11 protein-coding genes are annotated in these 11,741 nt (G+C 65.6%); 8 read left to right on the top strand and 3 right to left on the bottom strand.

Annotated elements, in window-relative coordinates; all coding sequences use genetic code 11:
• Positions 1 to 54: 54 nt before the first annotated feature.
• The 7 genes from ACW5DN_RS13025 (at position 55) to ACW5DN_RS12995 (ending at position 7,744) form a co-directional block, all read left to right on the top strand.
• On the top strand, positions 55 to 1,335 hold the full coding sequence (locus ACW5DN_RS13025; RefSeq protein ID WP_456963240.1) for an efflux RND transporter periplasmic adaptor subunit: 1,281 nt from the start codon (positions 55 to 57) through the stop codon (positions 1,333 to 1,335).
• 2 nt (positions 1,336 to 1,337) lie between these two features.
• Positions 1,338 to 1,550: a hypothetical protein gene (locus ACW5DN_RS13020; protein ID WP_456963239.1), complete on the top strand. Its 213-nt coding sequence runs from the start codon at positions 1,338 to 1,340 to the stop codon at positions 1,548 to 1,550.
• A gap of 32 nt (positions 1,551 to 1,582) precedes the next feature.
• Complete coding sequence (locus ACW5DN_RS13015; RefSeq protein ID WP_456963238.1) at positions 1,583 to 2,296, top strand: ABC transporter ATP-binding protein; 714 nt, start codon at positions 1,583 to 1,585, stop codon at positions 2,294 to 2,296.
• A 97-nt stretch (positions 2,297 to 2,393) separates the two neighbouring features.
• Positions 2,394 to 3,698: an ABC transporter permease gene (locus tag ACW5DN_RS13010; RefSeq protein WP_456963237.1), complete on the top strand. Its 1,305-nt coding sequence runs from the start codon at positions 2,394 to 2,396 to the stop codon at positions 3,696 to 3,698.
• 16 nt (positions 3,699 to 3,714) lie between these two features.
• Complete coding sequence (locus tag ACW5DN_RS13005) at positions 3,715 to 4,947, top strand: ABC transporter permease (protein ID WP_456963236.1); 1,233 nt, start codon at positions 3,715 to 3,717, stop codon at positions 4,945 to 4,947.
• A gap of 79 nt (positions 4,948 to 5,026) precedes the next feature.
• A complete protein-coding gene (locus tag ACW5DN_RS13000; protein WP_456963235.1) occupies positions 5,027 to 6,382 on the top strand; it encodes a sigma-54-dependent transcriptional regulator in 1,356 nt (451 codons plus the stop codon).
• A gap of 6 nt (positions 6,383 to 6,388) precedes the next feature.
• The gene (locus tag ACW5DN_RS12995; protein WP_456963234.1) at positions 6,389 to 7,744 is read left to right on the top strand and encodes a sensor histidine kinase; all 1,356 of its coding nucleotides are present in this window, start codon (positions 6,389 to 6,391) and stop codon (positions 7,742 to 7,744) included.
• 53 nt (positions 7,745 to 7,797) lie between these two features.
• Here the strand turns inward: ACW5DN_RS12995 and glmU are convergent, their stop codons facing one another.
• The gene (gene glmU / locus ACW5DN_RS12990; RefSeq protein ID WP_456963233.1) at positions 7,798 to 9,162 is read right to left on the bottom strand and encodes a bifunctional UDP-N-acetylglucosamine diphosphorylase/glucosamine-1-phosphate N-acetyltransferase GlmU; all 1,365 of its coding nucleotides are present in this window, start codon (positions 9,160 to 9,162) and stop codon (positions 7,798 to 7,800) included.
• A gap of 206 nt (positions 9,163 to 9,368) precedes the next feature.
• On the opposite strand from glmU, the gene ACW5DN_RS12985 reads away from it, so the two are divergent.
• A complete protein-coding gene (locus ACW5DN_RS12985; RefSeq protein WP_456963232.1) occupies positions 9,369 to 9,752 on the top strand; it encodes a GtrA family protein in 384 nt (127 codons plus the stop codon).
• A 99-nt stretch (positions 9,753 to 9,851) separates the two neighbouring features.
• Here ACW5DN_RS12985 and ACW5DN_RS12980 read toward each other — a convergent pair whose 3' ends face one another.
• A complete protein-coding gene (locus ACW5DN_RS12980; protein ID WP_456963231.1) occupies positions 9,852 to 10,277 on the bottom strand; it encodes a F0F1 ATP synthase subunit epsilon in 426 nt (141 codons plus the stop codon).
• A 23-nt stretch (positions 10,278 to 10,300) separates the two neighbouring features.
• Complete coding sequence (gene atpD, locus ACW5DN_RS12975; RefSeq protein WP_456963230.1) at positions 10,301 to 11,710, bottom strand: F0F1 ATP synthase subunit beta; 1,410 nt, start codon at positions 11,708 to 11,710, stop codon at positions 10,301 to 10,303.
• Positions 11,711 to 11,741 lie beyond the last annotated feature (31 nt).

Here is an 11,741-nt window from a genome sequence, read left to right as displayed (position 1 = left end):
TTACGCGTTGGCATGGAACCTGCTTGACTGTTGGTAACCACCCAAGGGGAACCCATGAGCATTCGCGACACCTCCGCACAGGACCAACCCGTTTCCAGCGCCTCCGGACAGGCGCGCAGGCGTCGCAACCGGCTACTGGCCGTCGCCTCCGCAATTGCCCTCGTGTTGCTGGCCGTCTGGCTGGTACTGAGCTGGAGTGCGGGCAGCCGGTCGTACGACGCCGGCCGCGTGCGTATCGCCGAGGTCACCCGCGGCGACCTGGTGCGCGACATCTCCGCCGATGGCCGGGTGATCGCCGCCAACAGCCCAACCCTGTACGCGATTGCCGGCGGCACCGTCACCCTGGACGTGGTCGCCGGCGATGTGGTGAAGAAGGGTGCCGTGCTGGCGGTGATCGACAGCCCCGAACTGCTCAGCAAGCTGGCCCAGGAGGAGGCGACACTGGCGAGCCTTGAGGCAGAAGCCAGCCGCGCCACGCTGGATACTCAGATCGCACGCTCCGCCGCGCGCCAAAGTCTTGACCAGGCCGGTATTGATCGTCAGGCCGCCGAGCGCGATCTGCAGCGCAACCAGCACGGTTACGAGGGCGGTGCGGTCGCGCAGATCGATGTCGCACGGGCGCAGGACGACCTCAAGAAGGCCGAGATCGGCCTGGCCCATGCGCGTCGCGAGTTCACGCTGCAAGGCAAGGGCGCCGGCCTGGACAGTCGCAACAAGCAACTGCTTGCCGACCGCCAGCGCGCGGTCGTATCCGAGTTGCAGCGCCAAGTGGATCTGCTGACCTTGCGGGCGCCGTTCGATGGCCAGGTCGGGCAGGTGCTGGTGGACCAGCGCGCCAACGTCGCCGCGAATGCACCGGTGCTGGGCGTGGTCGACCTGACCCGGTTCGAAGTGGAGATCAAGGTGCCGGAAAGCTTCGCCCGCGATCTGGCCATCGGCATGCCGGCACAACTGTCCGGCGGTCGCGGCGAGTACCCGGCCAAGGTGTCGTCGGTGTCGCCTGAAGTGGTCAACGGCGAGGTTACCGGTCGCCTGCGCTTCACCGACCAGCAGCCACCGGGCCTGCGCCAGAACCAGCGCATGCGCGCACGGATCCTGCTCGACACCCGCGACAACGTGTTGCAGGTCGAGCGCGGACCGTTCCTTGAGCAGGGCGGCGGCACCCGCGCCTACGTGATGGACGGCGACATCGCGGTGCTGACCCAGATCCGCACCGGCGTCAGCAGCCTCGGTGCGGTCGAGATACTCGAAGGCGCGCAGGCAGGTGACCGCGTGGTCGTCTCCGGCAGCGACCAGTTTGGCGATGCCCCCCAAGTCCGGATCACTGGAGAGTAAGCATGAACACCCACTCGCATTTTCCCGACCAACGCAACTGGATCTCGCAGGATCTGGCTGACGCCATCCCGCCGCGCCTGTTCGAACAGTTCGCAGTTGACGCCAGCTTGATGGGTGTCGCGTTCGGCGATTGCCACAACCAGCCGCCACGCCGTGCCTGGCCCCACAGCTATCTGCCCACGGACCGGCCGCCGCTGTTCCACGTGCACTCCTGATCCCACCAACATCCCGCCCGCCGGAGCCCACCATGCTGTCCATGCAAGCCGTCACCAAGGTCTACCGCACCGAAGTCGTCGAAACCCACGCGTTGCGCTCACTTGACCTGCACGTCAGCGAAGGCGAGTTCGTGGCCGTCACCGGCCCATCGGGCTCCGGCAAGACCACTTTCCTCAACATCGCCGGACTGCTGGAAACCTACACCGGCGGCGTCTACAAGCTGGATGGCGAGGATGTGTCCGGCCTGTCCGATGACGCCCGCAGCAAGCTGCGCAACCAGAAGATCGGTTTCATCTTTCAGAGCTTCAACCTGATTCCGGACCTCAACCTTTTCGACAACGTCGACGTGCCGCTGCGTTATCGCCGGATGTCGGCGTCCGAACGCAAGCAACGGATCGAGGACGCGCTGGAGAAAGTTGGCCTCGCATCGCGCATGAAGCACTTCCCCGCAGAGCTGTCCGGCGGCCAACAGCAGCGCGCCGCGATTGCGCGGGCGCTGGCCGGCAGCCCGCGCCTGCTGCTGGCCGATGAACCCACCGGCAACCTCGACTCGCAGATGGCGCGCAGCGTGCTTGAGCTGATCGAGGAGATCAACGCCAAGGGCACCACCATCGTGATGGTCACCCACGACCCGGAACTGGCCGCACGCGCGCACCGCAACGTCCACATCGTCGACGGCATGGCGACCGACCTGGCAGCCGAGCCAAGCCTGCGGCGCCACGCCCCCACAAACGCGACCGCCTGACCCCTGTAGGAGCGACGTAAGTCGCGACCAAACCTTACCCACCAGGGTGATCGCGACTTACGTCGCTCCTACAAAAACTGTTTCGAAGGATCGCCACATGTTCACCTACTACGTCGACCTCGCATTACGCAGCTTCAGGCGCAACAAGGTATTGACCGCCTTGATGGTGCTCGCGATCGCGCTCGGCATCGGCGCCAGCATGACCACCCTGACGGTGTTTCACGTGCTGTCGGGCGACCCGATACCCGACAAAAGCGCGACCCTGTTCCATGCCCAGCTGGATGCCGAAGTCATGGATGGCTACGCACCGGACCAGGAACCGAATGGCCAGCTGACCCGCTTCGATGCGCAGGCGCTGCTGCGCGAGAAGCGCGGGACTCGCCAGGCGATGATGACCGGCGGCAGCGTGTCGATCGAGCCAACCCAAAGCCAGCTGCCTCCGTTCCGGGTTGACGTCCGCTACTCGAGTGCGGACATTTTCCCGATGTTCGCAATGCCGTTTCTGTACGGCAGCGGTTGGAGCGCCGCGGAGGATGAGGGCAATGCGCGGGTCGTGGTGATCACCAAGGCGCTCAATGAGAGGTTGTTCGGTGGCAGCAACAGCACCGGAAAAACAATCCTTGTCGACAAGACCACCTTCCAGATCCTCGGCGTGTTGGACGAGTGGCGGCCCACGCCCAAGTTCTACGACATGAATGGCAACAGCGGCTATGGCGAGACCGACCAGGTGTTCCTGCCGTTCTCCACTTCCCGCGACCTGGAAATGGCCCGCAGCGGCAACATGAACTGCTGGGGTGACAGTCGCGAAGGCGAAACCGACGTGAATGCCCCCTGTGCCTGGATCCAGTACTGGGTGGAGCTGGACTCTCCCGAGCAAGCGGACGCCTATCGCCAGTACCTGACCAACTATTCCGATCAGCAACGGGCGGCCGGACGGTTCGAACGACCTACCAACGTCCGGCTTCGCAACGTGATGGAGTGGCTCGAGTTCAACCGGGTGGTGCCCCGCGACGTGGTCATGCAGGTCTGGCTGGCGTTCGGCTTCCTGCTGGTCTGTCTGGTCAACACCGTTGGCCTGCTGCTGGCCAAGTTCATGCGCCGCAGTGGCGAGGTCGGCGTGCGGCGCGCGCTGGGTGCATCGCGCCGGGAAATCTTCCTGCAGTGCCTGACCGAAGCCGGTGCGGTCGGTCTGGCCGGCGGCATCCTCGGCCTCGTCCTGGCATGGATTGGTTTGTGGGCTGTGCGGCAGCAGCCCACCGACTACGCGGACCTTGCCCACCTGGATCCGGCCATGCTGGTGACCACGTTCGTGATCGCGATCGTCGCAAGCCTGCTGGCAGGCCTGTTGCCGGCGTGGAGCGCGATGCAGGTATCCCCCGCCATGCAACTCAAGTCGCAATGAGCCGACGGAGAAACCGATGAACATCCGCCCCATCCTGTCCACCCTGCTGCGCCACAAGACCGCAGCCGGCCTGATCGTGCTGGAGATCGCGCTGAGCTGCGCGATCATCTGCAACGCGTTGTTCCTGATTGGTACGCGCGTCACCCAGATCAACGAAGTCAGCGGGGTGGCCGAGAACGAGCTGGTCCGGGTCCAGCTCGCCGGGATTGGCGAGGACCAGAACGCCGATGCACAGACCGCATCCGACCTGGCCGTGTTGCGCGGTTTGCCCGGGGTCAGGAACGCGACCGTGGTCAACCAGGTTCCGTTCGTCAACTCCTCCTGGAACAGCAGCGTCACGATGCACGCCGACCAGAGCCAACCGACGCTCAATGCAACCGTGTACATGGCTGAAAGCGCGTTCCTGGAAACCTTCGGCCTGAAGCTGGTGGCGGGACGCGATTTCACCGCCGATGAATACGCGGACTACTCGGTTGTCAGACAACCCGACTCGGCAGGAAAGATTCCCTCGACCATCATCACCCGCAGCATGGCCGACAGACTGTTCCCCGATGGCGATGCGATCGGCAAGTCCTTCTACAGCTGGGGCGACGATCCAATCCGGATAGTGGGCGTGGTTGAGCACCTGGTCCGCCCGGGCCAACAGGGAGGACCCGAAGCACACGAGTATTCGATGATCTTCCCGCTCAGGCCGGCATACAGCCTTGGCGGCAACTACGTGCTGCGCACCGACCCGGCCCGGCGCGACGAAGTCCTGGCGTCCGCGGTGGCCGCGCTGCGCGGCAACGGACCGGAACGGATCATGCTCGAAGAGGGGTCCAAGTCCTTTCAGGCCTTGCGCGGCAAGTACTACCAGCGCGAGCGCTCAATGGCCTGGTTGCTCGTGGCCGTCATTGCCGGCCTGCTGGTGGTGACCGCGCTGGGCATCGTCGGACTGGCCAGCTTCTGGGTTCAGCAGCGCACCAAGCAGATCGGCATGCGCCGTGCACTGGGCGCAACCCGCGGCCAGATCCTGCGCTACTTCCAGACCGAGAACTTCCTGCTGGCCACGGTCGGCATCGCGCTCGGGATGGCGATGGCCTACGGTATCAACCTGATGCTGATGGAGCGTTACGAGCTGGCCCGCCTGCCGGCAATGTACCTGCCGGTCGGCGCGATTACCTTGTGGGTGCTGGGCCAGATCGCCGTGTTCGGCCCCGCACGACGCGCCGCCGCGGTGCCGCCGGCGGTAGCTACACGCAGCGTGTAGAGCAGGCAGCGTTTAGAGTGAACGCTTGGTTCCCTCTCCCGCGGGTAGAGGGAACAACACCATCCAACTTCGAGCCTTCATGCCCACCATCCTCGTCATCGACGACAACCCGGCGGTCGCCACCGCGCTGGACGTGCTGTTCTCGCTGCACGACATCGACACCCGCGCGGTGACCAGCCCGGAGGACGGACTGGCGGCGCTGTCGGGCGGCGATATCGACCTGGTCGTGCAGGACATGAACTTCCGCGCCGACACCACCTCCGGCGAGGAGGGCATGGCCCTGTTCGGCGAGATCCGCGCGCGCCACCCCGACCTGCCGGTGATCCTGCTGACCGCGTGGACGCATCTGGAATCGGCGGTCGACCTGGTCAAGGCCGGCGCCGCGGATTACCTCGCCAAACCCTGGGACGACCGCAAGCTGCTGGCCACGGTCAACAACCTGCTGGAGCTGTCGGAAGCGCGACGCGAGCTGCAACGCCACCGCCAGGGCGAGCGCCGCCGCCGGGATGCGCTGGCACGCGACTACGACCTGTGCGGGTTGGTCTACGCCGACCCCGCCAGCGAGAGCGTGCTGTCGCTGGCCTGCCAGGTCGCACGCTCCGACCTGCCGGTATTGATCACCGGTCCCAATGGCACCGGCAAGGAGAAGTTCGCCGAGATCGTGCACGCCAATTCGTCGGTGCGCGATGGGCCGTTCGTCGCGCTCAACTGCGGCGCGTTGCCAGGCGAACTGATCGAGGCGGAGCTGTTCGGTGCCGAAGCCGGCGCGTACACCGGCGCGACCCGCTCACGCGAGGGCAAGTTCGAGGCCGCCGACCGCGGCACGTTGTTTCTCGACGAGATCGGAACGCTGTCCCCGGCTGGCCAGGTCAAGTTGCTGCGGGTGCTGGAAACCGGCCGTTTCGAGCGCTTGGGTGGCAACCGCGAGCGCAGCGTCAAGGTGCGCATCATCAGTGCGACCAACGCCGACCTGCCGGCACTGATCGCCGACGGCCGCTTCCGTGAGGACCTGTACTACCGACTTAACGCCATCGAGCTGAAACTGCCGGCGCTGGCGGACCGGCCTGACGACATCCTGCCGCTGGCGCGCCATTTTTTGCCGCCAGGCAAGCAACTAGATACCGGCGCGGAACATGCCCTGTTGGCCCACGCCTGGCCCGGCAACGTGCGCGAACTGCGCAACACCCTGCAACGTGCCGCGCTGCTGGGTCGCGGTCAGCGCATTGTCGCCAACGACCTCGGCCTGCCACCCCCTGCGGCCGGCAGCACCGCGCGCGGCACTGCAGCCATCGTGAACGATGAACCCGACCGCAGCCAGATCGAAGCCGCGCTGGAGCGCAATGGCGGTGTACTGGCGCAGGCGGCGAGCGAGCTGGGACTGTCGCGGCAGGCGCTGTATCGCCGCCTCGACCGGCTCGGCATCAAGCGCGACTGAACCGCCATGAGCTGGCTACGTCGACTACCGATCAGCCTTGTCTTCACCTTGTTGGCGCTATTGCATGCCGCCGGCGTCGCCGCGCTTGCGCTGTGGTTCACGCCCTGGCTGTCGCAACCCTGGATGGCCTGGGCGCTGTCGCTGGCCATTGACCTGCCGTTGCTGGCTTACCACGTGCGGCGTGTCTTCGCGCCAATGAACTCGCTGTTCCGGGCCCTGGCCGGCACCGTCGCCAGCTACCGCGACGGCGACTACAACTTCAGCCTGGTATCGAACGTGCATGGCGAACTGGGCGAACTGGTGCAGGCCCACAACCACCTCGGCGACACCCTGCGTGACCAGCGGCTGGCGCTGGTGGAGCGCGAGCTGTTGCTGGACACGATGGTGCAGAACACGCCGGTGGCGATGCTGCTGGTCGACCCGTCGCGCCGGATCGTCCACGCCAACCTCGCCGCGCGCACGCTGCTCGGCGAAGGTCACAAGCTGGAAGGCCAGTCGTTCGACGCGTTGGTGTCGCGAATGCCCGACGCACTACGCGACGCCCTGGAGCGCGGCGGCGACGGGATATTCACCGTCAGCGATGACCCGGACGACATCAACCAGGGCAGCGACAACGGCAACGAGGAGATCTATCACCTGAGCCGGCGTGAGTTCCGCCTCAACGGCCGCCGCCACGAGCTGGTGCTGTTGCGCGCGCTGACCGCCGAGCTGCGCCGTCAGGAAGTGCAGACCTGGAAGAAGGTGATCCGGGTCATCAGCCACGAGCTCAACAACTCGTTGGCACCCATCGCTTCGCTCGCCCACTCGGGCGCCGAGCTGCTGCGGCGTGGCCAGTACGAACGGCTGCCGACCGCCTTCGCCACGATCGAGGAGCGGGCCCGCCACCTGGAAGGGTTCATCCGCGATTACGCCCACTTCGCCAAGCTGCCCGCGCCCCGACGCGAGCCGGTGGCGTGGTCGCGCTTCATCGAGCAGTTGCGCAGCCAGGTGGATTTCGCAACCGATGAAGGCGGCATCGACGGCATCGCCCGCTTGGACGCGGCGCAGTTGGAACAGTGCCTGCTGAACTTGCTGAAGAACGCCCACGAGTCCGGCTCGGCACCGGAAGATGTCCGCCTGTCGCTACGCCGCATGCCCCAGGCGTGGCGCATCGACGTGCTCGACCGCGGCAGTGGCATGAACGAGGCGGTGCTGGCCAACGCGCTGCTGCCGTTCTATTCGACCAAACGCCACGGCACCGGGCTGGGCCTGGCATTGGCACGCGAAATCGCCGAAGCCCATGGTGGCCGCGTCGCGCTGCTGAACCGCGAAGGTGGCGGCCTGTGCGTGACGTTGCTGATCCCGGACGCAAGGAGTCCGTAACGGCCCATGGCCCATCTGCACCTAGGCCGTGGGTCGCGACTTCAGTCAAGTCGCTACTTTTTCTTCGGCCGCTGCCAGCCCTCGACCACCGACTGCCGCGAACGCGCGACGCTGAGCTTGTCCGCGGGAGCGGTGCGCGTGATCACCGAACCGGCGGCAATCGTCGCCTGCTTGCCGACCGTCACCGGCGCGACCAGCGAGGTGTTGGAGCCGATGAAGGCGCCGTCCTCGATCACCGTGCGCGACTTGTTCACCCCGTCGTAGTTGCAGGTGATGGTGCCCGCACCGATGTTGACGCCACTGCCGATGACCGCGTCACCGAGGTAACTCAGGTGGTTGGCTTTGCTGGACACCCCCATGGAGGTGTTCTTGATCTCCACGAAATTGCCGACGTGGGCGCCGTCAGCCAGTACCGTGCCGGGACGCAGTCGCGCGAACGGACCAATCGTCGCGGCCCCTTCGACCACCACGCCGTCAAGGTCGCAATGCGCACGCACCTCGGTACCCGGCCCGAGCTTGACGTTGCTCAGGCGACAAAATGGCCCAATGCGCACGTCATCGGCCAGTTCGACCGTCCCCTCGAACACCACGTCGACGTCGATCTCGACGTCACGGCCCACGCTGACCTCCCCGCGCACGTCGACCCGCGCCGGGTCGGCCAGTCGCGCGCCAGCCACGCACAGCGAGCGGGCGGCGCGTAATTGGTAAGCGCGTTCCAGTTGCGCCAGCTGCCACGGATCGTTGGCACCTTCGACTTCGATCGGATCGTGGACGTGGACCATCTCGGCGGCGCTGAACTCCTCGGCCGCCGCGGCAAACACGTCGGTCAGGTAGTACTCGCCCTGTGCATTATCGTTGTCCAGGTGCTCCAGCCAGCGACGCAGCGGCTCGCCATCGGCCACCAGGATGCCGCTGTTCACGGTGTGGATATCGCGTTGCTCCTGGTCGGCATCTTTCTGCTCCACGACCCGCGCCACGTTGCCCTCGGCATCGCGGATGATCCGCCCGTATCCGTTCGGGTCCTCCAGGTCGGCCACCAGGACCGCCACCCGGCCAGACACCGCAAGCAGTCGACGCAGGGTCGTCACGGTGATCAACGGCGCGTCGCCGTACAGGACCAGCACCCGCGCATCCATCGGCACCGCCGGCATCGCCTGTTGCAATGCATGCCCGGTACCCAGGCGCAGGGATTGCTCTGACCAGGTCAGGTCCGACTGCAGGGCGAAAGCATCGCGCAGTTGCTGCCCGCCGTGGCCAAACACCACATGGATGCCTTCCGCGTTCAACGCCCGGGCGGTATCGATGACATGACCCAGCATCGGTTTGCCGGCGACCTGCTGCAACACCTTGGGCCGTGCCGACTTCATGCGTTTGCCCTCGCCGGCAGCGAGGATGACGACGTGCAATGGGGGGGACATGCGGACTCCAAAGTGCGAGGTGATTTGCAACCGGGATTCTAGCCGGGATGAGTCGGGTCGGGATGCCTGGGGGCGGGATGATCCTGCCCGCGTAGTGCCTGCTAGGATGCCGCGGTGCCCGATCCTTCATTGCTCCCTGTCAGTTCTACCCCGCGTGCAGGCTGCCGGAGCGGCGCCGTCGTAACGTCGAGCGCGGTCGCTGGCCGATGAGCCTGTCGCGCGAAGGCAAGCATTACCTGATGATCGGCATCGTCCAATGGCTGCTCGATTGGGCGGTAATGGTGGCGCTGAGCCATTTCGGGATGCCGGTGGAACCGGCGAACGTCGCCGGCCGGATCAGCGGCGCGCTGCTGGGGTTCTGGCTCAACGGCCGGATCACCTTTGCCGGCGACCACACCACCGTCGGCAAGCGCCAGTTCTTCCGATTCCTGCTGATGTGGTTGTTGACCACCGCGATCAGCACCTGGTCGATCGGCGCGATCAACCAACTGGCCGGACTGAAATGGGCGTGGTTGGCGAAGCCGGGGGTGGAAGTCGTGCTTGGCGGCGTCGGCTTTTTGCTTTCGCGGCATTGGGTGTACCGGCGCTGACGCGGCTGTCTGGCGCATCGTTGATGCGCCCTACCGCCCCGGACACGACGACGCCGGCACGGGGCCGGCGTCGGGCGTTGCTGTCGCGGGAATCGCTGCCTAGTGCTGCATGTTCTTGCGCAGCCGCTCCAGCGCCTGCAACTGGACGGTGACCTCGGCCAGCCGTGCCTGTGCCTCGGCAATCTCCATCGGCTCGCCGCGGCCGGAAAGAATCCGCTCGGCCTCTTCCTTGGCGGCGCGCACGGCAGCTTCGTCGATGTCCTGGGCGCGCACGGCGGTGTCGGCCAGCACGGTAACCACTTGCGGCTGGACTTCCAGGATCCCACCGGTGACGGCGAAGTCCAGTTGCTCACCGCCCGGCAGGGTCACCACGACCTTGCCCGGTTTCAACCGGGTGATCAGCGGGGCGTGCCTGGGCGCGATGCCGAGCTCGCCTAGCTCGCCGGTCGCCACCAGCATGGTGGCTTCGCCGCGGAAGATCTCTTCCTCAGCACTGACGATGTCACAACGGAACGTGCTGCTCATGGACATTCTCTTTGCTCAATGAATCAGGCTGCTTCGCCGATGATCTTCTTGCCCTTCTCGACCGCGTCCTCGATGCTGCCGACCATGTAGAACGCCTGCTCCGGCAGGTGGTCGTACTCGCCATCGACGATCCCCTTGAAGCCACGGATGGTGTCCTTCAGCGGCACGTACTTGCCCGGCGAGCCGGTGAACACTTCGGCGACGTGGAACGGCTGGCTGAAGAAGCGCTCGATCTTGCGAGCGCGCGATACCGCCTGCTTGTCTTCTTCGGACAGCTCGTCCATGCCCAGGATCGCGATGATGTCCTTCAGTTCCTTGTACTTCTGCAAGGTCTGCTGGACGCGCTGGGCGGTGTCGTAATGCTCGTTGCCAATCACGTTCGGATCCATCATGCGCGAGGTGGAATCGAGCGGGTCGACCGCCGGGTAGATACCCAGCGAGGCGATGCTGCGCGACAGCGCGACGGTGGAGTCCAGGTGGGCGAAGGTGGTCGCCGGCGACGGATCGGTGTAGTCATCGGCAGGCACGTAGACGGCCTGGATCGAGGTGATCGAGCCGGTCTTGGTCGAGGTAATGCGCTCTTGCAGCACGCCCATTTCTTCGGCCAGGGTCGGCTGGTAGCCCACCGCCGACGGCATGCGGCCCAGCAGCGCGGACACTTCGGTACCGGCCAGGGTGTAGCGGTAGATGTTGTCGACGAAGAACAGCACGTCGCGGCCCTTGCCGTTCTCGTCCTTCTCGTCGCGGAAGTACTCGGCCATGGTCAGCCCGGTCAGCGCGACACGCAGGCGGTTGCCCGGCGGCTCGTTCATCTGGCCGTAGACCATCGCGACCTTGTCCAGGACGTTGGAGTCCTTCATCTCGTGGTAGAAGTCGTTGCCCTCACGGGTACGCTCGCCCACGCCGGCAAACACCGACAGGCCCTCGTGCGCCTTGGCGATGTTGTTGATCAGCTCCATCATGTTGACGGTCTTGCCGACACCGGCGCCGCCGAACAGGCCGACCTTGCCGCCCTTGGCAAACGGGCACATCAGGTCGATGACCTTGATGCCGGTTTCCAGCAGGTCGTTCGCCGCAGCCTGCTCTTCATACGAAGGCGCCTCGCGGTGGATTTCCCACTGGTCGTTGGCTTCGACCGGACCGGCTTCGTCGATCGGGCGACCCAGCACGTCCATGATCCGGCCCAACGTGCCCAGACCGACCGGCACCGTGATGCCCTTGCCGGTATTGGTCGCCATCAGGTTGCGCTTCAAGCCGTCGGTGGAGCCCAGCGCGATCGCACGCACCACGCCATCACCCAGTTGCTGCTGCACTTCCAGCGTGATCTCGGTGTTGTCTACCTTCAACGCGTCGTAGACGCGCGGAACGGATTCGCGTGGGAACTCGACGTCGACGACGGCACCGATGATCTGAACGATCTTGCCCTGGCTCATGATGTTTCCTCGTATCTCTAAATGCTGCTTG

The organism is Lysobacter sp. A289 (genome assembly GCF_054072675.1).
This window is presented reverse-complemented; position numbering and strand designations above follow the sequence as displayed.